The 22,016-nt window shown below is 71.1% G+C and carries 22 protein-coding genes; 11 read left to right on the top strand and 11 right to left on the bottom strand.

Annotation, left to right across the window (positions count from 1 at the left end; translation table 11 throughout):
* Positions 1-161 precede the first annotated feature (161 nt).
* The 4 genes from NAF06_RS08165 (at position 162) to NAF06_RS08150 (ending at position 5,168) form a co-directional block, all read left to right on the top strand.
* Positions 162-1,793, top strand: a complete 1,632-nt coding sequence (locus NAF06_RS08165) for a heme-binding protein (RefSeq protein ID WP_251106144.1) — start codon at positions 162-164, stop codon at positions 1,791-1,793.
* 467 nt (positions 1,794-2,260) lie between these two features.
* On the top strand, positions 2,261-2,725 hold the full coding sequence (locus NAF06_RS08160; protein ID WP_008584496.1) for a universal stress protein: 465 nt from the start codon (positions 2,261-2,263) through the stop codon (positions 2,723-2,725).
* A gap of 117 nt (positions 2,726-2,842) precedes the next feature.
* Positions 2,843-4,102, top strand: a complete 1,260-nt coding sequence (locus tag NAF06_RS08155; protein WP_008584498.1) for a DHH family phosphoesterase — start codon at positions 2,843-2,845, stop codon at positions 4,100-4,102.
* A gap of 4 nt (positions 4,103-4,106) precedes the next feature.
* Positions 4,107-5,168, top strand: a complete 1,062-nt coding sequence (locus NAF06_RS08150) for a carbohydrate kinase family protein (protein ID WP_008584501.1) — start codon at positions 4,107-4,109, stop codon at positions 5,166-5,168.
* Positions 5,169-5,226: 58 nt separating this feature from the next.
* On the opposite strand, the gene NAF06_RS08145 is transcribed toward NAF06_RS08150, so the two are convergent.
* From NAF06_RS08145 to NAF06_RS08130, 4 genes are all read right to left on the bottom strand, one after another.
* Positions 5,227-6,132: a DUF106 domain-containing protein gene (locus NAF06_RS08145; protein WP_008584503.1), complete on the bottom strand. Its 906-nt coding sequence runs from the start codon at positions 6,130-6,132 to the stop codon at positions 5,227-5,229.
* Positions 6,133-6,255: 123 nt separating this feature from the next.
* Positions 6,256-6,879: an adenylate kinase gene (locus tag NAF06_RS08140; protein WP_008584505.1), complete on the bottom strand. Its 624-nt coding sequence runs from the start codon at positions 6,877-6,879 to the stop codon at positions 6,256-6,258.
* A 50-nt stretch (positions 6,880-6,929) separates the two neighbouring features.
* Complete coding sequence (locus NAF06_RS08135; protein WP_251106143.1) at positions 6,930-7,523, bottom strand: GNAT family N-acetyltransferase; 594 nt, start codon at positions 7,521-7,523, stop codon at positions 6,930-6,932.
* A complete protein-coding gene (locus tag NAF06_RS08130; RefSeq protein WP_006630366.1) occupies positions 7,520-7,888 on the bottom strand; it encodes a universal stress protein in 369 nt (122 codons plus the stop codon). The genes NAF06_RS08135 and NAF06_RS08130 overlap by 4 nt, the downstream gene beginning before the upstream one ends.
* A 90-nt stretch (positions 7,889-7,978) precedes the next feature.
* Here NAF06_RS08130 and NAF06_RS08125 point away from each other — a divergent pair, with 90 nt between their 5' ends.
* Entirely contained in the window at positions 7,979-8,686 is a 708-nt protein-coding gene (locus NAF06_RS08125; protein ID WP_008584511.1) for a DUF5806 family protein, read from the top strand.
* Positions 8,687-8,688: 2 nt separating this feature from the next.
* Positions 8,689-10,278, top strand: a complete 1,590-nt coding sequence (locus NAF06_RS08120) for a sensor histidine kinase (RefSeq protein WP_008584513.1) — start codon at positions 8,689-8,691, stop codon at positions 10,276-10,278.
* Positions 10,279-10,353: 75 nt separating this feature from the next.
* Here the strand turns inward: NAF06_RS08120 and NAF06_RS08115 are convergent, their stop codons facing one another.
* The 6 genes from NAF06_RS08115 to glyA form a co-directional block, all read right to left on the bottom strand.
* Positions 10,354-12,075, bottom strand: a complete 1,722-nt coding sequence (locus tag NAF06_RS08115; protein WP_008584515.1) for an aldehyde ferredoxin oxidoreductase family protein — start codon at positions 12,073-12,075, stop codon at positions 10,354-10,356.
* A gap of 82 nt (positions 12,076-12,157) precedes the next feature.
* Positions 12,158-12,685, bottom strand: coding sequence for a metallophosphoesterase (locus tag NAF06_RS08110; protein WP_008584517.1), 528 nt, complete (start codon positions 12,683-12,685; stop codon positions 12,158-12,160).
* Between the two features lie 64 nt (positions 12,686-12,749).
* Positions 12,750-13,751, bottom strand: a complete 1,002-nt coding sequence (locus NAF06_RS08105; protein WP_008584519.1) for an ornithine cyclodeaminase family protein — start codon at positions 13,749-13,751, stop codon at positions 12,750-12,752.
* A 58-nt stretch (positions 13,752-13,809) separates the two neighbouring features.
* On the bottom strand, positions 13,810-14,055 hold the full coding sequence (locus tag NAF06_RS08100) for a DUF8015 family protein (protein WP_008584521.1): 246 nt from the start codon (positions 14,053-14,055) through the stop codon (positions 13,810-13,812).
* A gap of 233 nt (positions 14,056-14,288) precedes the next feature.
* A complete protein-coding gene (locus NAF06_RS08095) occupies positions 14,289-14,699 on the bottom strand; it encodes a DUF3054 domain-containing protein (RefSeq protein WP_008584523.1) in 411 nt (136 codons plus the stop codon).
* A gap of 100 nt (positions 14,700-14,799) precedes the next feature.
* Positions 14,800-16,047 carry a serine hydroxymethyltransferase gene (gene glyA / locus NAF06_RS08090; RefSeq protein ID WP_008584525.1) on the bottom strand — a complete coding sequence of 416 codons (1,248 nt, stop codon included), beginning with the start codon at positions 16,045-16,047 and terminating at the stop codon, positions 14,800-14,802.
* 312 nt (positions 16,048-16,359) lie between these two features.
* Here glyA and tbsP point away from each other — a divergent pair, with 312 nt between their 5' ends.
* The 5 genes from tbsP (at position 16,360) to NAF06_RS08065 (ending at position 21,738) form a co-directional block, all read left to right on the top strand.
* Positions 16,360-17,181 (top strand): transcriptional regulator TbsP, encoded by an 822-nt coding sequence (gene tbsP / locus NAF06_RS08085; RefSeq protein ID WP_251106142.1) that lies wholly within the window; start codon positions 16,360-16,362, stop codon positions 17,179-17,181.
* A 217-nt stretch (positions 17,182-17,398) separates the two neighbouring features.
* Positions 17,399-19,090 (top strand): YcaO-like family protein, encoded by a 1,692-nt coding sequence (locus tag NAF06_RS08080; protein ID WP_008584529.1) that lies wholly within the window; start codon positions 17,399-17,401, stop codon positions 19,088-19,090.
* A gap of 76 nt (positions 19,091-19,166) precedes the next feature.
* The gene (locus NAF06_RS08075) at positions 19,167-19,499 is read left to right on the top strand and encodes a cupin domain-containing protein (RefSeq protein WP_008584531.1); all 333 of its coding nucleotides are present in this window, start codon (positions 19,167-19,169) and stop codon (positions 19,497-19,499) included.
* A gap of 113 nt (positions 19,500-19,612) precedes the next feature.
* Positions 19,613-20,890, top strand: a complete 1,278-nt coding sequence (locus NAF06_RS08070; protein ID WP_008584533.1) for an aminotransferase class V-fold PLP-dependent enzyme — start codon at positions 19,613-19,615, stop codon at positions 20,888-20,890.
* 251 nt (positions 20,891-21,141) lie between these two features.
* Positions 21,142-21,738, top strand: coding sequence for a response regulator (locus NAF06_RS08065; RefSeq protein ID WP_008584535.1), 597 nt, complete (start codon positions 21,142-21,144; stop codon positions 21,736-21,738).
* A 109-nt stretch (positions 21,739-21,847) separates the two neighbouring features.
* Here NAF06_RS08065 and NAF06_RS08060 read toward each other — a convergent pair whose 3' ends face one another.
* The gene (locus NAF06_RS08060) at positions 21,848-22,009 is read right to left on the bottom strand and encodes a DUF7331 family protein (RefSeq protein WP_008584537.1); all 162 of its coding nucleotides are present in this window, start codon (positions 22,007-22,009) and stop codon (positions 21,848-21,850) included.
* Positions 22,010-22,016: the final 7 nt, after the last annotated feature.

Here is a 22,016-nt window from a genome sequence, read left to right as displayed (position 1 = left end):
GAGAGTACCCGAAGCGAAACGACGCACGTACAGGCGATCGACGGTGGTTTCGAAACCACTAGATGCGTTTTCGTCTCAGACACAAGCGGAGACTGTCTGTTTGATTACGTCGTCTCGGGACGACCCGCAAGCCCCTAAGTCGCGGGGACCCAAGCCCGCGTATGGTCGAGGCTCCACAGACCGCCGAAGGGTGGTTCTCGCTACACGACTTCCGGTCGATCGACTGGGACGCCTGGCGCGACGCGCCGGAGTCCGAGCGACGGCGGGCGATAGAGGAGGGGGCGTCCTTCCTGAAACACCGCGAACGGATCGCCGACGCGGACGACGGCGAGTCGGCGCTGTTCTCCGTGCTGGGCCACAAGGCGGACCTCCTCTTCTTACACTTCCGCCCCTCCCTCGACGATCTGTCCGCCATCGAGCGCCGCTTCGAGGACACCGCGCTCGCGAAGTTCACCGAGCGCGAGACCTCCTACGTCTCCGTCACCGAGGTGTCCGGGTACGTCTCCGACGACTACTTCGAGGAGGGCGCGGACGCCGTCGACGAGGGGCTGCGCCGGTACATCGAGGGGAAGCTGAAGCCCGAGATCCCGGACGACGAGTACGTCAGCTTCTACCCGATGAGCAAGCGCCGCGGCGAGGAGCACAACTGGTACGACCTCGACTTCGAGGAGCGCGCCGACCTGATGGCCGGCCACGGCGAGGTCGGCAAGGAGTACGCGGGGAAGATCAAGCAGGTGATCGCCTCCTCCGTCGGTTTCGACGACCACGAGTGGGGCGTCACGCTGTTCGGGGCCGACCCCACCGACATCAAGGACATCGTCTACGAGATGCGGTTCGACCCCGCCTCCTCGCGGTACGGCGAGTTCGGCGACTTCTACGTCGGCCGCCGCTTCCCGCCGAGCGACCTCGACGCGTTCCTCGCGGGCGAGACGGTCCCGACCGGGCGCGTCCCCGAGGCGGACAGCGCCGGCCACCCCCGCGGCGAAGGGGGCCGCGACGGCGCGCACGGCCACGGGAGCGAGGGCGGCGGCCACGCCGACGACGGACACGGCCGCGGCGAGGGACACAATCACTCGGGCGCGGGCGGCGGGCCCGCCCACGGCGACCACCCGCACGGCGACGAGGAGGCCGGCGGCGATGGCGACCACCCCCACGGCGAGGGCGGCGGTCGCGGCGGGGACGCCCACGGCGGCGAGGGCGACGACGACGACGGTGACATCCGCGGCGAGCTCGCCGACCTCGACATCTACGCCGGCAAGCCCCACGGCGAGGACGTGTACGCCACCGTCCTCTACAGCGAGGCCGACGTGGACGAGCTGTTTGACGAGGTCGAGGGGCTGCGCGGCAACTTCGATCACTACGGCACCCACGTCAAGACCGCGGTGTACGAGGGGCGACACACCGACCGCGCCGCCGTCGTCTCCATCTGGGACACGGCGTCGGCCGCGGAGACCGCGGGCGGCTTCCTCTCCGAACTCCCGGACATCGTCGCGCGCGCCGGCGAGGAGTCCGGCTTCGGCACGATGGGGATGTTCTACACCGTCAAGCCCGACTACCAGACGGAGTTCGTCGACACCTTCGACGACGTTGGCGAGCTGCTCGGCGAGATGGACGGCCACGTCGAGACCGACCTGATGGTGAACGTCGAAGACGAGAACGACATGTTCATCGCCAGCCAGTGGAACGCGAAGGAGGACGCGATGGCGTTCTTCCGCTCCGACGAGTTCTCCGAGACCGTCCAGTGGGGCCGCGACGTGCTCGCCGACCGGCCGCGGCACGTCTTCCTCGCCTGAGGCGGTTCGGACTCATACGTTTCGAGCACCGAAGCCCTCGCTACGAGACGGCGAACTCGATGGTTGAGACCGCCGAAGCCCCAGCCGGGAGGCGGGCGCACGCTCGCTGTCGCCCGAAAATCGGAGACTTTCGGGATGACGAGAGAGCTTTGCTCTCTCGAACCACGCTCCTCACTCAGTCGCTACCGCTCCCTCGTTGCGGTGCTTACGTCCCCTGCGCTCGCCTCCCGACTGCCCCTTCGAGTCCCGCCCCGCAACAGCGCCGCAGCCTCACGCCTCCCCAACCTCGCCGCTCGCTTCGCTCGCGGCGTCCCTCGCGCGTGCGACTCACGCCCTCCGGGCGCTCGTCGGCACGCGCCACCGCCTGCCTCCGGTCCTCGAATCACCGACTGTCCGTGCCCGAGTGCCTCGCCCCCGAGTCCGGCCGACCGCCGGGTTTTACCTACTCCACCGGTCAACGACTGTCCATGTTCGACACCATCGTGGTCGCGACCGACGGCTCCGACAGCGTCGGGCGGGCCGTCTCGGTCGCGGTCGACGTCGCGGCGCGGTTCGACGCCGAGGTCCACGCGGTGTACGTCGTCGACGCCGGCGAGGTGGAGTCGTCGCCGGACACGGTCCGCGACGACCTCCGCGACGCCTTAGACGATCAGGGGCGCGGCGCGCTCGACCGCGTCGAGGACGCGGCGCACGACCGCGACGACGACCTCGACGTGACGATCGAGGTGCGCGAGGGGCGGCCCGCCTCGGAGATCGACGCGTACGCCCGCGACGTCGACGCCGACCTCGTGGCGATGGGGACGCGCGGGCGACACGGCGAGAACCGCTTCCTCATCGGCTCCGTCGCCGAGCGCGTCGTCCGCACCTGCCCGATCCCGGTGTTGACCGTGCGACAGCTCACCGAGGAGGACCCGCGGCGCACGACGATCTGAGGGGCAGCGAGCGACGCCCACGTAGTCGGCGGCTCGCGCGGGCGACGTCCGGGTCCCGCGACCGCCGACCCGGCGCGAGAGCGGCGGAGTTTTCCGGCTGCCGCCCGCCTCGCCGGTATGGACGACGACCTCATCGAGACGGGGGACGCCCCCCGATCGCGGTACACGAAGCTGCCGGGGAAGGGCTTCTTCTACCCCGACTCGCTGGACGACGAGCGCGCGGAGCGACGAGCGAGGGAAACGATCGAAGGCAGCGAAGCGATCGTGATCGCCGACGGCGACGCCGACGGCCTCGCCTGCGCGGCGATGATCCGCGAGGCGTACGACGCCGCGCTCGACGTCGAGCCCTTCGAGGACGCCATCGCGGCGCGGCTGGAGGACGACGAGGAACCGGACGAGGCGGCGGACGGCGACGAGGGAGACGCCGCCGACGCGGACGACGCCGACGACCCCACCGCCGACGCCCACGCCGAGTCGCCGGTCGGGCTGCTCGCCGCGGGCCCGTACTCGATCGACACGGCGCTCGAACGCGTCGAGGCGTACGCGGACGACGACATCGATCTGTACGTCTGTGACCTCTGTCCCGACGACTACGAGTGGATCGCGGAGCCGCTGGAGGCGCTCGCGGAGTCGACCGCCGCGATCCGCTGGTTCGACCACCACCAGTGGGACGACGACACCGCCGCCGCGGTCCGCGAGGCGGGCGTCGACCTCGTCGTCGGCGAGTCGGACGAGGAGTGCACCGCCGACGTGACGCTCCGCTCGCTCGACCGCGAGTTCGACGACCGCTGGGCGGAACTCGCCGCGGTCACCCGCGACCACGACCTCTGGATCAAGGAGGACCCGCGCTCGGAGGACCTCGCCGACTACTCCTACTGGGCGGGCGCGGAGGAGTACGCGGCCGTGATCGGCGCGTACGGCGTCGACCTCCCCGACACGGTCCGGTCGTTCGTCGAGGAGCGCCGCGTCGAGAAGGAAGCCAGAATCGATCTGGCGGTCGACCGCGCGGTCACCCACGAGGTCGGCGACTGGCGCGTCGCGGTCACCTACGGGCGCTGCTCGCAGAACGAGGTCGCGGAGCGGCTCCGCGAGGCGGGCGCGGACGCCGCCGTGATCGTCAAGCCCGCCGGCTCCGCGTCGATCCGCGGTTCCGACGGCTTCCGGCACGCCCACGAGGTCGCCGGCCGGGTGAACGGCGGCGGCCACCCGCAGGCCGCGGGCTGTAAGCCAGACATATACGACGACATGCTCGATTACGCCCACCACTGGAGCACCGAGGGGCAGGCGTGTAAGCGCGTCATCCTCGCCGCGTTCGAGGCGGTCGCCGAGGCGGTCGCGGCCGATGGGAGCGACGCCGACGGCGAGACGGCCGAGTAGGCTGATGGCGGAGTTCTTCGTGGCCGGCGAGACGCTCGTCGACTTCGTGCCCGGACCGGGAGCGACGCTGCGCGAGGTCGACGGCTACGCGCACCGGCCCGGCGGCGCGCCCGCCAACGTCGCGGTCGGGCTGGCGCGGCTCGGCTCCCCGCCCGCGTTCTGGACGCGCCTCGGCGACGACTCGTTCGGCGCGTTCCTCGCCGAGACGCTCGCCGACGAGGGGATCCCGGAGACCCACGTCGAGCGCGTCGAGGGGAAGACGACGCTCGCGGTGGTGTCGCCGCCCGACGCCCGCGGGCCCCGGTTCGGCTTCTACGGCTCCCGCGACGTGACGTTCGGGTTCGGCCCCGACTCGGTCCCGACGGAGGCGCTGGCAACCCCCGACGGAGAGGCGTCGCCGGAGGGGAGGTCGCTGGGAGAGGCGTCGCCGGGGGGAGCGGACGCGCCGCCGTGGGTCCACCTCGGCGGCGCGGCCCTGACCCACCCGAGCGGGCGGGCGGCGACGCGAGAACTGCTCTCGGCGGCGACCGAGGCAGGCTGCCCGGTCTCGTTCGACGTGAACTACCGGGCAGATCTCGTGCCCGACGGCGACGCGGCGGCGGTGTCGACCGCGGTCCGCGAGGCGGTGGCCGCGAGCGACGTGGCGCTGTGTAGCGACGAGGACGTCGCGGCCGCCGGGCTGTCGACGAAGGAGGGGACCGAACTGGCCCGAGACCTCCTCGACGCCGGCGCGCACACCGCGGTCGTCACGCAGGGCGACGAGGGCGCGGTCGCGGTGGGTTCGGCGGCGGCCCCGTGGGGCCCCGCGACGGCCCGGCACGACGGCTTCGCGGTCGAGGCGGTCGACGCGACCGGGGCGGGCGACGCGTTCACCGCCGGGTTCCTCTCGCGGATCGCGGGCGCTCGGGTGGACGAGTCCGGCGATGGCGACCGTGACGGAAGCGCACTCCGCGCCGCGCTCGCGTACGGCAACGCGACCGCGGCGCTGTCGGTCGGGTCGGTCGGCAGCATGGGGTCGATCCCGTCGCGGGAGGCGGTCGAGTCGTTCCTCGCAGAGCGAGAGTGAGGAAGGCAGAAGCCGGGAAGCGGCGAACGGAGCGAAAACGCGGAACGGACCGCGTCGCCTACGAACCCGACGGCGACATCTCGATGTTGAGGCTCTTCTGGACCAGCTGCGTGAACGCCATCGAGCAGAGGAAGTACCAGAGGATCCACATCTGGATCGGGCCGACGATCCCGGTGTCCCACGTGACGGTGCCGGCCAGCGGGACGACGAGCTCTTGGGCGGCGACGGCCGGGTACGCGGCGTCGGACCCGCGGTAGCCGATCACCCAGAACATCCAGAGGAACGCGGGGATGGTGAGGAACATGATCCACACCATCGGGCGGAACTGCTCTTTGAACATGCCGAGCTGGTCGCCCATCGCCTCCATCTGCTCCTCCTGAATCTCGTCGAGCGCCTCGTCGTCGTCGCGCTCCTCGGCGGCCTTCCGGCGCTCTTGGATGTCCTTCATCCGCTCTTGGTACATGCTCATCTTCTCCATGTCCATGAGCCCAGCGCGAAGCAGCGTCGAGTACAGCCCCGTCCCGAGCGCGATCACCATGATCACCACGTAGAACGGGACGACGTTCAGGAGCGGCCCGAGGACGACGTCGATCCCGCCCGCGATCGCGTTCCGGACGGGCCCGACCGCGTAGCCGACGAACGCGCCGACCGTCGCCAGCCCCGCCAGCTTGTCCCACTTCGACCAACTGGTCGTTTCGGGGGTCTCCACGTCGCTTCCGCCCGAGTCGTCGTCCTCCAGACCGGCCGCGATCTCGTCGCGGTCGGCCAGCGCGAACCCCTCCTCGCCGTCGACCAGGATCTCCTTCTCGATGAGTCGGCCCCACTGCCCGCTGGATATCTCGTCGCGGACGTCGACCCATCGGACTTCGCCGCCGCTGGCGTTGTCGAGGACCACTTCGATGGCGTCCCGCATCTCGCCGTCCTCGCGGACGAGCGAGCGGACCCGCCGTTCGACTTTGCTCATTAGCGGCCGGTTGGCGGTCGACGGTTAAGAACCTTGTAGGATCGCGGCCCGGATCCGCGGTCGACGACCCCGGAGACGGGTCGTCGACGACGGCGGGGGGACCGGTCGTCGACGACGCGGAAGTTAGCTCTCGACGATGTCGGCGATACGGTCGAAGACCTCGTCCGGCGTCGCCTCGCCGTCGACCTCGACGAGGACGCCCTCGTCGCGGAAGTGTTCGATGACGGGTTCGGTGTTCTCGTAGAACACCTCGAGGCGCTCGCGGGCGGTCTCCTCGGTGTCGTCGTCGCGCTGGATCAGTTCGCCGCCGCACTCGTCGCAGACGCCCGGCTCCTCGGGCGGCTGGAAGTCGACGTGGAAGTTCGCGCCGCAGTCGTCACACACCCGCCGACCGGTGAGCCGGTCGACGAGTACCTCCTCGTCGACGTCGAGGAGGATCACGGCGTCGAGGTCCGTAATCGAGGAGAGGTACTCCGCCTGATCGAGGTTGCGCGGGTAGCCGTCGAGGACGAACCCGTCGGCGTCGTCGAGCGCGGCCTCGACGATCTCGTTGACGACCGGGTCGGGGACGAGCTCGCCCGCGTCCATGAACGACTTCGGCGTGCCGTACTCCGTCTCCATCTCCTTGTTCGCGCGGAGCGCGTCGCCGGTCGTGACGTGTTCGACGCCGTACTCGTCGGCCAGCTTCGCGCTCTGTGTCCCCTTTCCGGCACCGGGTGCCCCGAGGAGCAGAATTCGATGACTCATACCGGAGCGGTCGCGCGCCGCCCCTAAAGGCTTGAAGATTCCGGCCAACCCTACTCGTCGCCGTCCGGTCCGTCGACCTCCTCGCCCGATCCGTCGGTCTCCTCGTCGGGATCCGGGCACAGCCGCAGCCCCATCTCCAGTTCGAAGCTCTCGGCGTCGGAGGTCTCGAAGCCGATCTTCTTGTACAGGGAGACGGCCGCGCGGTTCCACCGCTCGACGGTGAGCCACACCTTCTCGACGCCGTTCGCCTGCCCGTGGCCGAGCAGTCCGCGGATGAGATGCGTGCCGATCCCGGCGCGCTGGTACGTCTGGTGGACGAAGATCGCCAGTTTGTAGGCGTCGCCGTCGGGGACGAGCGTCGCGTGGCCGGCCGCCTCGTCGCCGCACCAGGCGATCACGTTGTAGCAGTCGCCGGGGAGGATCGCCTCCAGCCACTCGCGGATGCGCTCCTCGCCGCCCGGCGGGATCCCCTGCGCGCGGTCCGCCGGGTCGAAGCTGTCGTACATCTCCACGAGCGCCTCGCGGGCCTCGTCGTCCCCTCCGTACGGCCGGATCTCGATCTCCCGGTCCTCGCGGTCGGTGAACGTCGTCGGCGGCGGCGGGAACTCGTCGGCCACCGCGTCCGGGTACCCTCGGTCGCTCATCTGACCAGCGTGACCGAGGTCTTGGCGTTCAACAGGACGAACTCCGCGATCGACCCGATGGTGATCTTCCCCATCGGACTCGTGTGGCCGCCGCCGAGGACGATCTCCTCGAACCCCTCGGTCTCGGCGATCTCGACCAGCCGACTCCCCGGGTCCCCCTCCACGCGTCGCACCTCGGCGTCGATCCCCGCCTCGTCGACGGCCGCGGTGGCACGGTCCGCGACCTCGTCGGGCGAGGTCTCGGAGTCCTCGTTGTCGACCACGGCGATCGTCAGGTCGTCGTTCGCGACCGCCGCGCGCTCCACCGTCCGGTCGAGCGCGCGGAACGAGTCGTCGCTGCCGCCGATCCCGCAGAGCACCTTCATGTGGTTCCCCTCCACGCGACGGTACAAAAGTGGATCTCCGCGGGGCCGACCACCGACAAGGCTTTTGCCCGGCCGCGGGGTTTCAACGATATGAGCGACGACACCGGTCCGGCCGCCGACTCGGCCGACGAGACCGGCGATCCGGCCGCCGACCGGTCCCCCTCCGAGACCGGCGAACCGGCCGGTGGGGAGAGCGACGGCGAAGCGGACGCCCCCGGCGATGGTTCGGGCGCTACCGGCGGTAAATCGGACGACACCGACGGCGACGTCCCGCGCGACGTCCGCAAGTACGAGCGCTTCAAGAAGATGGACGGGGCGCGCTACGAGCGCGTCAACGAGTTCCTGCGCGACCGGACGTACATCACGGCCCGCGAGTGGGCGATCGCGCGGCTCTGCGCCGACTTCCGGACGGAGACCGGCGTCGAGATGACGAAGATCGGCGAGAACCTCCCCGAACTCGTCCCGTTCATGACCGACACGTACACGCCGCAGGCGGTCAACCAGGCGCGCTACTCCTTCGAGGAGAAGGTGACGAAGGCGGGGGCGACGTTCCTCTACGGCGCGATGTCCGGCTTCTTCACCGCGGAGGACTTAGACGAGATGATGTACGAGGTGACGGAGGTGGCGAAGTTCCTCCTCGAGGTCGAGGGGGTCGACCTCGCGGTCGCCGACGAACTGGAGGCCGAAGATAGGATTAGCGAGGTGATGCGCGACGTGCGCGCCTCCTCGGCGGACCTCCGCGGCGAGGAGGTGCGCTGCCCCGAGTGCGGCCACGTCCACGAGCCGACAGGGGAGTGAGGATGGACGAGTTCTCGGCGGCGTTCGACGCGCTCCCCGACCCGGTCGTGACCGTCGACGGCGACGGCGTCGTCCGCGGCGGGAACGCCCGCGTGGAGTCCGCGTTCGGGCACGCGAGAGACGACCTGGTCGGGATGGCCGTCGGAGAACTCTTCTTCGACCCCGACGAGGGTGACGCGGGCGACGAGCTCGGCCGGTACGTCGCCGACCCCGAGCACCGGTCGGTGTCGGTCGGCCTCGACCTCTGTGTCCGCCGGGCGGACGGCAGCGCGCTGCCCGTGACGCTCGGGTTCGCGCCGTTCGAGCGGGACGGCGAGACGCACCTGCTCGTCACGGTCGTCGACGACGGCGACGAGCGCACGGCGGGGTCCGACCTCCACCGGCGGACGCAGACGCTGGAAGCCCTCCACGAGGCGACGCAGGACCTGTTGAAGACCACCGACAGGGAGGTGGCCGCGGAGGCGGCGGTCGAGTACGTCGAGGAGGTCCTCGGCCACCCGATCGCGGCGATCTGGCTGTACGACGGGGAGCGGGAGCTGCTCGAACCCGTCTCGTGGACGACGAAGGCCGACGAGATCGTCGGCAAACATCCGACGTACTCCGCCGGGGAACGGAGCATCTCGTGGGCGGTGTTCGAGTCCGGGCGACCGGAGTACGTCTCTGACACGCGGGCGGACCCGGACCAGTACAACCCGGACTCGCCGATCCGGAGCGAACTCGTGCTGCCGCTCGGGCGGTACGGGGTGATCGACGTCGGATCGACCGAGCCGGAGGCGTTCGACGAGGCCGACCTCGCGGTCGCCCGGCTGTGGGCCGCGACGGTGACGATGGTGTTCGTCCGGATCGAGCGCGAGCGACAGCTCCGGAGACGGGAGGCGGAGATCGCCCGCGAGCGCGACCGGCTGGAGGAGTTCGCGAGCCTCGTTTCCCACGACCTCCGCAACCCGCTCAACGTCGCCGCCGGGAACCTCGACCTGCTCCGCGAGCGACTCGAATCCGAGCAGGAGGACGTGAGCGAACTGGACGTGATCGGCCGGTCGCTCGACCGGATGCAGGAGCTCGTCGAGGACATGCTGGCGCTCGCCCGACAGGGGACCGAGATCGACGACACCGAGGCCGTCTCGCTCTCGGAACTGGCCGAGGTGTGCTGGGACGGCGTCGACACCGCGTCGGCGTCGCTCGTCGTCCGGGGCGACGTCCGCGTCATGGCCGACCGGAGCCGGCTGCGGCAGGCCCTCGAAAACCTGTTCGCGAACAGCGTGGAACACGGTTCCACGGGCAGTCGGGCGGAGCCCGACGATGCCGTCGTCCACGGCCGCGACGACGTCGCCGTCGCGGTCGGCCCGCTCGACGACGGCGAGGGGTTCTACGTCGAAGACGACGGCCCCGGAATCGACCCGGATCGGCGCGAGGAGGTGTTCGAGCCGGGGGTCACGACCGAGCCCGACGGCACCGGGTTCGGGCTGAGCATCGTCGCCGAGGTCGCCGAGGCCCACGGCTGGACGGTCGGTATCGCGGAGAGCGAGAGCGGCGGGGCGCGGTTCGAGTTCCGGGGCGTCGGCGTCGAGTCGGGCGACGCGAGCGGGGAGTAGGGGGCCGAACGGACCCGAGCCACGGCGACCGGTTCCCTGAGCCGCGGCGACCGGTCGTCACCGGCGAGTCGGGCGTCAGTCGTCGCCGGCCGGTCGACGCTCCGCGCCGAGACCGGCGGCGTCGCCCGGGACGGTGCCGTCGTCGTTCCAGCCGCGGATCGCGTAGTACTCCGAGAGCGCCGCGTCGAAGCCCTCGATCGCGTCGGCGTACGGGAGGGTGTCGTCCTCGCGGTCGAAGCCGCGGGCGTTGTTGAACGCGCGCTCCAGCGCCACGACGCGAGCGCCGAGCGACTGGAGGTCGTCGTAGTCGGCGTCGAGCAGCGCCGCGAGGTGGTCGTCGGTGACGGTGCCCCGCGAGAACTTACAGACGACCGCCGAGTCGAGGACCGCGTTGCGGTTCTCCTTCTCGACGAGCTTCGGCGGCTTCCCGTCGAGCCCGGTCGGGTCGAAGGCGTCGTCGGGGTCGACGAGCGGGTACTCGTAGGGGTAGAACTCCCCGTACATGTGGTCCGCGCCGCGGTTCGCGGTCGCGAACGCCAGCCCCTGCCCGTTGAGCGCGCGGCCGTCGTGGCCGGAGAACTCCATCCCCTTCACGGTCCAGTCGTCGGCACCGAACTCCTCGTGGGCGCGGTGGACGCCCTCCGCCAGCTTGTCGCCGACCCCCTCCCGGTAGGCGATCTGCTCGACGAGCGAGCGGACGAGCCCCGCGTTGCCGAACTCGTCTTCGCTCTCTAGGAACATCGAGACCACGTCGCCACAGGAGATGGTGTCCATCCCGAGCTCGTCGCACAGCTCGTTCGCGCGCATCACGTCGACCACGTCGTCGACCCCGGCGTTCGAGCCGAACGCCATCACCGTCTCGAACTCCGGCCCCTCCGTCTCGACGCCCGTCTCCTCGTCGCGGGTCGGGAGCTTACAGGCGAACGCGCAGCTGGAGCAGGTCCCCTTCTTGTACTTCTTCTCCTCGACGCGGTCGCCGGAGATGCCCTCGACGCCCTCGAAGGAGGTCTCGGCGAAGTAGTACGACGGAAGCGCGTCGACCTCGTTCGCCAGCTCCGTCACGCTCGTCGTCCCCTGTCGTTTCATGATCGAGTCCGAGGTGGCGGCCTCGCGGTGGATCTCGCCCGCGTCGTCCGGCCAGTCGAGGTCGAGGTCGGCGTCGGCCTCGCCGTCGAAGGTGAGCGCCTTCACGCCCTTCGACCCGAGGACGGCCCCCAGCCCCCCGCGCCCGAACGCCCGCGTGTCGGAGGTCATCACCGACGCGAACCGGACGCCGTTCTCGCCCGCCGGGCCGATACAGGCGACGTGTTGCGGCTCCAGGTCGTGCGTCTCCGCGAAGCGGTCGGAGACCGCCGACACCTCCGACTGTTCTAAGTCCGAGACCTCCTCGAACCGCACGTCCGGTTCGCCGTCCGGCCCGATCTCGCGGACGTGGACCGCGAGGAGGTCGTCGCTCGCGCCGGCGAGTTCGACCGCGGCGTACCCCGCGCCGGTGACGTTCCGCGAGAGGAACCCGCCCGCGTTCGACGACAGCAGGCCGTCCGTGAGCGGCGAGACGCTCGTGGCGGCCATCCGCCCGGTGTAGGAGGTGGTCGAGTACTGCATCGGACCGGTCGAGAAGTAGACGCGGTTCTCCGGGCCGAGCGGGTCGGCGTCCGACGAAATCCGGTCGTACGCGAGCGAGGTGTTGAGCCCGCGGCCGCCGACGAACGAGTCGAGCCGGTCGTCGATCGGCGTCGTCGTCGCGGTCCGCTCCGTCAGGTCGACCGTGAGGAGCGGTCCCTGTGCGTGTCTCATGAGAGCACGGAGCGCGCGAACGGCGATAAAACTCGGGGTCGACGAGCCGGGCAGCGGCCCGCGTCCGTCGATTGCGGCCCCGTCAGCCGTCCAACACGTGATGCGTCACCGCGTCGACGCCCGACCCGGCGGTGTCGAGCGTCGCAACCCGGAAGGCGTTGTCCGCGCCCTCGACCGGAATCGGGAGTCCGCCGGGGTTCACGCGGACGGTCCCGCCGCGCGCCTCGACGCCGTGCGCGTGGGTGTGGCCGTGGAACACGTAGTCGTAGTCGCCGCAGTCGACGAGCGCGTCCACCACGACGTCGCTCGTCCCGTGCGTGACCGCGACATCGATGCCGTCCGCTTCGCCCGCCCCGCCGAACGAGAGGCGGGCGGCCTCGCCGTGGTAGGTGCCGAACGAGCCAACCGTCGACTCGACCGCCCACTCGCCGTCGTTGTTCCCGCGGACCGCGTGGAAGGCGAAGTCGGCGTCGAACGGCGTCACGGAGAACGGCGCGACGAAGTCGCCGCAGTGGACGACCGCGTCGACGCCCTCGCGCTCGAACAGCGAGACGGCCGCCTCGACCGCGTTCAGGTCGTCGTGGGTGTCGGAGACGATGCCGACGAGCATGTCGACGGAGAGGCGGGCGGCGCACTTGAACCTCCGGCCGCTCCCCGCCGCGGAGGACCTCGCGTCACTCGCCGGTCAGCGCCTCGCTCGCGGGCGCGAAGTCGATGGTCTGGCCCCGACCCGCCTCGCTCGCGCGCTCGTAGAGCATGTGCGCGGCCGCGACCGTCTCGACGCCGGTGCCGCCGGAGTCGAAGACGGTCACCTCCTCGTCGCTCGTTCGACCGGGATGCCCGCCCGCGACGACCTCGCCGAGGTCGGCCGCGATGCCCGCCTCCGCGTCGACGAGTCCGGCCTCGACCGCGGCGAGGTACGAGCCAGCGTCCTGCGTCGCGCGCGCTCGGAGGTCCGGGACGTATGTCGCCCGCGCGACGAGTTCGGGCGGGAGTTCGTTCTTCGCCGGGTCGTACTGGCCCATCGCCGTGACGTGCGTCCCCGGCTCCACGTCGGCGTCGGCGATCACGGGGTCGCTCGCGGTCGTCGCGGTGATGACCACGTCCGCGCCGTCAAGGGCGTCGGCCGCGCTCGCGACCGCCGACACGTCGGCGTCGAGGCGGGCGTCGAAGTCGGCGGCGAACGACTCGCGGCTCTCCGGGGTCGGCGAGAAGACGCGGACCGCCTCGAACTCGCGGACGGTCGCGGTCGCCGCGACCTGCCCGCGGGCCTGCGCGCCGCTGCCGACCACGGCGAGTTCGGTCGCGTCGTCGTGGGCGAGCGCGTCGACCGCGACCGCGCCCGCCGCCCCGGTCTTGAACGGGTTCATCGACGCGCCGTCGAGCAGCGCGAGCGGCTCGCCGGAGTCGGCGTCGAAAAGCGGCGTCATGAACCACGCGTCCTCCGCGCCGAAGCCGGCGGAGTAGGCGTAGCCGCCCATCGCGCCCGTCTCCGGGAGGACGGCGGCGTAGGTCGTGAACATCCCCGGCGGGTCGCGGTTGAGCAGCTTCGTTCGCGGCTCCGCGGGCGCTCCCTCGCCGACCTGTCGGTAGGCGTCGCGCACGGCGGCGACGTAGTCGGCCGGCTCCGCGAGGTCGTCGACCTCGGCGCTCGAGAGGAACAGGGCGTCGGTCACACCCGACCCGTCGGGGCGCGGGAACTAAACGGTACAGGAGCCGGCGATCGGTCGAGCGTCAGGCGGACGACCCCCCGCCGCGACCGGTGTCCCCCCGGCCGGGGCGCGACGCCTCCGCGACCGCGGAGCCGTCGCCGGTGACTGGGGCCCTGACGAACAGCGCGTGGGCCATCACGGCGGCGGCCGCCGCCGCGCCCGCGGACATCGCCGACGTCGGCGACAGCCCGACCAGGGTGAGGACCGCGGTCACGCCGATCAACGCTGCCGGAATGAGTCCGAGGACGTAGTCGTAGTATCCAGTCATGCTACCGTTGAATACTAATGGAAATTCCGTATTAAATTTTTTGTGGTTCCAAAGGTGTTCGTCCATGGGCACACTAATGTAACTCATAACTTATGGGCCGACGCGAGCGCACCGCGGGAGTCGTGACGGGAAAGGAATGGGAAGGCGGCCGGGGACGGCCGCGGAAGCGGAGCGGTGTGGGCCGAAGGCCGCCACCGAAGTCGGATCCGCTGTCTGGACCGAAGCCGGATCCGCTATCGGAGTCGGAAGTAGAGCGCGCGCCAGCCGCCGAGCCCGAGCGAGCCCACCACGAGCATCACCGCGGCGAAGGCGAGTTCGGCACCGCCGCGGAAGACGAACGCGCGGAGGGCGAGCCCGACGACCGCTGCGGGGATCCACGACCGGATCGCGAGCGGGACCGAGGACTTCGCGGTCTCGGCCGCGCCCGCCGAGTACGCGCCGACGAGCGGCGCGATGACGACCCACGCGATCAGGAAGGGAGCGAACACGCCCGGGAGGTACAGCGGGTTCGCGGTCAGGAACTCGACCGAGGAGTGGTTGAGCGTTCCGACGGTCAACAGGAGCATCAACGCGATCAGGTCGCCGACGACCAGCGGCGCGGCGTCGCGGTCGAGGCGAGCGGCGAGAAACGGCGGAGCGTCCATACCGACCCGTGGGACCCGCCCCCACTTTTACGCACGGATTCGTCGTCGCGGGACGGGGCGGGCGTCGGTCACGGGCGGCGACGGCAGAGCGCGGTCGCGCTCACTCGTACAGCGGGTGCGCCTCGCAGAGCTCGACGACGCGCTCGCCGACCTCGTAGATGACGTCCTCGCTGTCGACGTCGTCGACGACGCGGTAGATCAGGTCACCGACCTCCTCGATGGCGTCCTCGTCGAACCCGCGCGTGGTGAGCCCGGCGGTGCCGGCGCGGATCCCGGAGGGGTCGAACGGCGACCGCGTCTCGCCGGGCACCGTGTTCCCGTTGAGGACAATGTTCGCTGCCGCGAGCGCGTCCTCCGCCTCGCCGCCCGAGAGGTCCGGGTGCGAGTCGCGCAGGTCGGCCAGCACGAGGTGGTTGTCGGTCCCGCCGGAGACCAGAGAGAGGCCGTGTCCCTGAAGCGTCTCGGCGAGCACCTCGGCGTTGTCGACGACCTGCCGCGCGTACTCCTCGAACTCGGGCTGGAGGGCCTCCTTGAAGCCGACCGCCTTGCCGGCGACGTTGTGCATCAGCGGGCCGCCCTGTCCGCCGGGGAAGACGGCCGAGTCAATGTCGTCCGCGAACTCCTCGTCGCACATCACGATTCCGCCGCGGCCGGCGCGGATCGTCTTGTGGGTCGAGCCGGTGACGAAGTCCGCGACGCCCACCGGCGAGGGGTGGACGCCGGCGGCGACGAGCCCGGTGATGTGGGCGATGTCCGCGAGGTGGTAGGCGTCGACCGCGTCGGCCGCGGCCTGGATGCGCTCCCACTCGACCGTGCGCGGGTACGCGGAGTAGCCCGAGACGACGATGTCCGGCTCGAACTCCTCGGCGGCCTCGCGGAGCCCCTCGTAGTCGATGTAGCCGGTCTCGGTGTCCACCTCGTACTGCTCGACCTCGTACAGCTGTCCCGTGAAGTTCGCGGGGTGGCCGTGCGAGAGGTGGCCGCCGTGGTTCAGCTCCAGCGAGAGGATCTTGTCGCCCGGTTCGAGGACGGAGTAGTACACGGCCTGATTCGCCTGCGTGCCGGAGTGCGGCTGGACGTTGACGTGGTCCGCGCCCCACAGCTCCTTCGCTCGTTCGACGGCCAGCTCCTCGACCTCGTCGGCGTACTCGCAGCCGGCGTAGTAGCGCGACCCCGGATACCCCTCGGCGTACTTGTTGGTGAGAACGCTCCCCTGCGCCTCCAGCACCGCCTCGCTCACGTGGTTCTCGCTCGCGATCATCGCGAGCGTCTGCTCCTGTCTGTCGCGCTCGCCCGCCAGCGCGTCTGCGACCGCCGGGTCGACCTCCCGGACGTGCTCGTGGTCCATGTGAGAACCCCGGTGCGACCGCGCATTAATCCTTCCGTCGCCGTCGGTAATTGGTCCGGTCACGCCCGCGGACGCGGTCTCGTCGCACCCCCGGACACGGTCCCGCCCCGGCTCCGGATGCGGTCTCGTCGCGCCTCCGGACACGGTGTCGCGTTCACCGGCGCGTCGCGGTCCGTCCCCGGCGCTGTCCGCCGCTCTTTCCGCCGACCGTAATTTCCACTTTTCGGCCGTTTCAGGCCCTCTACGGCGGTTGTTCGCCCTTCAAATCCCGTTAATATTAAATACGCAACCGGCTTTTATACGGAGAGATAGATGGTGTCGAATTTACTGGAGTCCGACGTCGAGGCGGCGCTCGAAGCGGCCTTCGCCGGGGACGACGACGAACTGCTCGTCGTGGACCCGTCGGCGGAGACGATCGAATCGCTGGTCGAGACCGCCGTCGGGCGGGACGACCTCCCGACGCTGTCGATGCTCGCGGACGAGCGGACGCTCAAGGACGTGTTCGACGACTTCGTCGTCGCGTCCCGGGCCGCGGACCTCGTCGCCGACGGGGCCCTCGACCTCCGGGTGCTCGACGGCGAGGTCGACAACGCGCTGTTCGTCTCCCCGTCCCGCGTCGTCGCGCTCGTCACCGTCGGGGAGGGCGTCGCCGCGCTCTCGACCGACGACGGCGAGTTCGTCGACGAGGTGTACGAGACCCACCGGAGCGCGTTCGACGACGCGGCGGCGTACACGCTCCGCACCCCGGCGATCAGCCGGGTCCGCGAGACGCTGGAGTCCGAGATCGGCGCGGAGGCCCGCGCCGACTTCGACGCCGTGCTCGACGCGACCGAGGGCGACGCGGCCGTCGACCTCGACGAGGTGACCGTCTCGCTGCTCGTCGCGGCGAAGAACGACGTGCTCCTCTACGACATCTCGAAGTGGGGCGAGGACGTCGGCATCGCCTCGAAGGCGACGTTCTCCCGGACGAAGACCCGGCTCGAAGACCTCGGGATCATCGACACCGAGAAGGTCCCGATCGACGTCGGCCGCCCGCGGCTCCGCCTGAAACTCGGCGACGAGCGCCTCCAGGGCGTCGCCGCCGCGGAACTGGCCGCCGAGGCCGCCGAGATGATGGCCGCGACGCCGGCCTGACCGCTCCGTCGTCGACCGACCGCCTCCCCGCCGCCTGACCGCCTCCTCGCCGCCTGACCGCCTCCTCGCCGCCTGACTCCTCCTCCTCTCGGTTCCGCACCGAATCCCCGCGGCGCGGCCGCAGACGTACCACGGGCGCGCCATAGACGTGCCACGGGCGCGCCGCGGACGTGCCGCGGACCCGCGGCTTTTTTTCGGCTCCTCGCGTCGACCGGGTATGGACATCGGACTCGTCGGTGACGGGCCCGCGGTCGAGGCCGCGAGCGCCGCCCTCGGGGACGTCGACGTGAACGCGATGCCCGTCGAGCCGGAGCTGCTCGACGGGTTCGACATGGCGGTCGTCGTCGACACCGCCGGGTCGGCGGCGTTCGCGGCCGCGAACGAACAGCTCGACCGGTGGATCGCCGTCGAGGTGGGCGGGCTGGGCGGCGTCCCGCTCGCCGACCTCGACGCCGCGGTGACCGCCTTCGACGACGCCTGCTACGACTGCCTGCGCGCCCGGGTCGAGAGCGGCCGGCCCGACCCGGCCGACGCGCCGACGGGCCGCCGCTCCGCCGTGCGCTACGCCGGAGCGGTGGCGGGGCGACGGGCGATCCGCCTGCTCGCCGGCGACCCGGTGGCGGACACCGTCGTCGAGGTGCCCGGCGGCGAGCGGACGCTCCTGCCCGTTCCGGGCTGTAGCTGCGGCGTCGAGCCCGGCGACGCGCTCCCGCGGGACCACGCCGAGCGGGACCTCGACGGAACGATCGACCGCGCGGAGCGCGCCGTCGACGCCCGGATCGGCCCCCTGAGCGAGGTCGGCGAGCAGGAGTCGTTCCCCGTGCCGTACTACGTCGCGCGGGTCGCGGACACGACGCCCTTCTCGGACGGCGACGCGGCCGACTTCGGCGGCGGCGCGGCGGCCGACTGGGACGCCGCGTTCATGAAGGCGCTCGGCGAGGGGTTAGAGCGGTACGCGGCCGGGGTCTACCGCGAGGCGTCGTTCACGCGCGCGCCGGCCGCGAACGTCCCGACTCCCGTCACCCCCGACGTCTTCGTCCGTCCGGAGGGGGCCGAAGCGTACGACCGCGACGACCGGCTCCCGTGGGTGCGCGGCGAGCGCCTCGGGACCGGCGAGCCGGCGAGCCTCCCGGCGGAGTTCGTTCACTTCCCGCCGCCGGAGCGTCGGTATCGACCGCCGATCACGACCGGGCTCGGACTGGGTAGCTCCGGTCCGGACGCCGCGCTCTCGGGACTGTACGAGGCGGTCGAGCGCGACGCGACGATGATCAGCTGGTACTCCGCGACCGATCCGCTCGGGCTCGACGTCGACGACCCGGACTTCGCCGAGCTGGAGAAGCGGGCGCGCGCGGAGTCGCTGTCGGTGACGCCGCTGCTCGTCACGACCGACGTGGACGTGCCGGTGGTCGCGGTCGAGGTCGAGCGCGACGGCGACTGGCCGCGGTTCGCCGCGGGGTCGGGGGCCGACCTCGACCCGGCTGCGGCGGCGCGGAGCGCGCTCGCCGAGGCGCTCCAGAACTGGACCGAACTGCGCTCGATGGGGCGCGAGGCGGCCGACGAGCAGGGCGCGGCGATCGGCCATCACGCCGACCGGCCGGCGGAGACGGCCGCGTTCTTCGACCCGGACGCGACCGTCTCGGCCGCGGAGGTCGGGGAGCCGGACCTGTCGGGGACCGAGGAGCTGGCGGCCGTCGTCGACCGCGTCGAGCGCGTCGGCCTCGACCCGTACGTCGCGCGGGTGACCACGCGCGACCTCGCGACGCTCGGGTTCGAGGCCGTCCGGGTGCTGGTCCCGGGCGCGCAGCCGCTGTTCACCGGCAAGCCGTTCTTCGGCGAGCGCGCCCGCGAGGTACCGCGGTCGATGGGGTTCGAGCCGGCGCTCGACCGGGAGTACCACCCGTTCCCCTGAGTCGGCCGGGACGACGACCGCGGCATCGGTCGCCCGCTCCCCCGGATTTAGGTGGCTCCGGGTCGCCGGGGAGCGTATGGACGTCGTACCGGACGCGGAGGCGGTCGAGGCGGTCGACGGCGTGTTCCTCACGCAGGGGGCCGTCGGGGAGGAGACGAGCATCCAGCGGTTCGAGATCGACCCGGGCGCGACAGTGCCCGAACACGACCACCCGCACGAGCAGATCGGGGCGATAACCGAGGGGGCGATCACGTTCGTGGTCGGCGGCGAGGAGCGCGTCGTCGAGGCGGGCGACACGTACGTGATCCCCGGCGGCGAGCCCCACGCCGCCGAGAACCGCGGCGACGAACCGGTCGTCGGCTACGACATCTTCTCGCCGCCGCGGGCGAACCCGGACTGGCAGGAGTAGCGGCGCGGTCCGGAGGGCGAGCCGCCGCGAGACCGGCGGCTCCGGGCGTCCGCGGTACCCGCAAGACGTACCGGACCGAAGGTGTGTTAGTGCTCGGGGCCCTACATATGGTAATGGGAGTTCAAGGACAGTACCCGTTCGACGTGGAGGCGCTCCGCGCCGACTTCCCGATACTCGACCGGAAGGTCGGCGGGGACCCGGAGACCGCGGGCGAGGGCGAGGGCGACGACACGCCCCTCGTCTACCTCGACAACGCGGCGACCTCGCACACGCCCGACCCGGTGGTCGACGCCATCTCCGACTACTACCGGAGCTACAACGCGAACGTCCACCGCGGGATCCACCAGTTGAGCCAGGAGGCCTCCGTGGCCTACGAGGAGGCCCACGACGCGGTCGCCGACTTCGTCGGTGCCGCGGGCCGCGAGGAGATCGTCTTCACGAAGAACACGACGGAGGCGATGAACCTCGTTGCCTACGCGTGGGGGCTCGAAGAGCTCGGGCCGGGCGACAACGTCGTCCTCTCCGAGATGGAACACCACGCCTCGCTCGTCACCTGGCAGCAGATCGGCAAGCGGACCGGCGCGGACGTGCGCTTCATCGATGTGACCGACGAGGGGCGGCTCGACATGGACGACGCCGCCGAACTGATCGACGACGACACCGAGATGGTGTCGGTCGTCCACGTCTCGAACACGCTCGGGACCGTGAACCCGATCGGCGAGCTGGCCGACCTGGCGCACGACCACGACTCGCTGATCTTCGCCGACGCCGCGCAGTCGGTCCCCACCCGTCCGGTCGACGTCGAGGAGCTCGGCGTCGACTTCCTCGCGTTCTCCGGCCACAAGATGTGCGGCCCGACCGGGATCGGCGCGCTGTACGGCCGCGAGGAGATCCTAGACGAGATGCAGCCGTACCTCTACGGCGGCGACATGATCCGGCGCGTCTCCTTCGAGGACTCCACGTGGGAGGACCTCCCGTGGAAGTTCGAGGCCGGGACGCCCTCCATCGCGCAGGGGATCGGTCTCGCGGCCGCGATCGAGTACCTCGAAAAGGTCGGGATGGACCGGGTCGAGGCCCACGAGGACCTGCTGGCCGAGTACGCCTACGACGAGCTGGAAGCGCTCGGCGGGGTCGAGATCTACGGGCCGCCGGGCGACGACCGCGGCGGGCTCGTCGCGTTCAACGTCGACGGCGTCCACGCCCACGACCTCTCCAGCATCCTCAACGACTACGGCGTCGCGATCCGCGCCGGCGACCACTGTACGCAGCCGCTCCACGACGAGATGGGCGTCGCCGCCTCGGCGCGCGCCTCCTTCTACTTCTACAACACCGTCGAGGAGGTCGACGCGCTCGTCGACGCGGTCCGCGAGGCCCGCGACCTGTTCGCGTAGACGGCAACGACCGAGCCCGGCCCGCCGGCGAGCGATCTCCCGCGACCGAGTTACCGGATCGAATTTCCGCTACCGACCGCCCGGCGTCCGGCGATTTTCTCGTTGTATCACCGAATAATCGGCTCTGAGAGCCGTGACAACGGTGATCGCGCAATGGTTATACCCGTGACGGCCTGAACAGGACATGACGAAATATCACAACTTTCGTAGTAAGTCGCTTCTCGCAGAGTCGTCGCCCGCCACCACAACACATGACCGACCACTCACCGTCCGACGCGCCCGCGGACTCGAACGCAGCCGCCGACCGATCCGAATCGCCCGCCGACCGAGAGCCGATCACCGTCCTCCACGTCGAGCCGAACGCCCGCTCCACGGAGCTGCTGGAGGCGTTCGCGCGGCGTCTCACCGACCGCGTCCGGATCCGTTCCGTGGACAGCGCCGCGGACGCGCTCGACGCCGTCGAGGCGGGCGTCAGGGTCGACGGCGAGCGGGTCGCGGTCGACTGCGTCGTGACGGAACAGCGCCTCACGGACGGGTCCGGGGTGGAACTCGCCGAACGGCTGCGCGAGGCGGACCCCGGGCTTCCGGTCGTGTTCTACACCACGTGCCCGAGCGAGGAGGAGGAGGCGGCGGCGTTCGGTGCCGGCGCGGACGCGTACTTCGAGAAGGGCTCCGACCGAGGTCGGTACGACGCGATCCTCGACCGGATCCGCGCGCTCGTCGAGGACCGCCGCGACCGCGAGGGGGAGCAGGGAGGAGACGCGCGGCCGAGAGAGGGACGCGCGGAGGTCGCGTCGACGCCGCAGACAGACGGGTCGCCGGAAGCGACGCTGCGCTCCGAGGAGTGAGGAGCGACGCCGCCGAGCGGCGGACGCGGAGCGGCCGCGGCCCGGCGGAGTCGGCGTAGTCGGCGGAGAGACTCAGCGAGTTAGCGGGGCGGTTCGACGGAGGAGAACGCTACCGTTCCAGTTCGACCGTGAGATCGGTCGCGATCCACGCGTCGGTGTTGCCCTGTTCGGTGAAGACGGTCCGCTCTTGCGAACAGCGGGTCGCGGCGACCGTCGGCCGTTGGTCGGCCGCCGACTCGACGTCCCGCTCGATCCGGTCTCCCGTTGTCATTACTACC

The sequence above is a fragment of the Halorubrum hochsteinianum genome (assembly GCF_023702125.1).
In the GTDB taxonomy this organism is placed as follows: domain Archaea; phylum Halobacteriota; class Halobacteria; order Halobacteriales; family Haloferacaceae; genus Halorubrum; species Halorubrum hochsteinianum.
The sequence above is the reverse complement of the archived record's forward strand: the minus strand, read 5'-3'. Positions and strand labels throughout refer to the sequence as shown.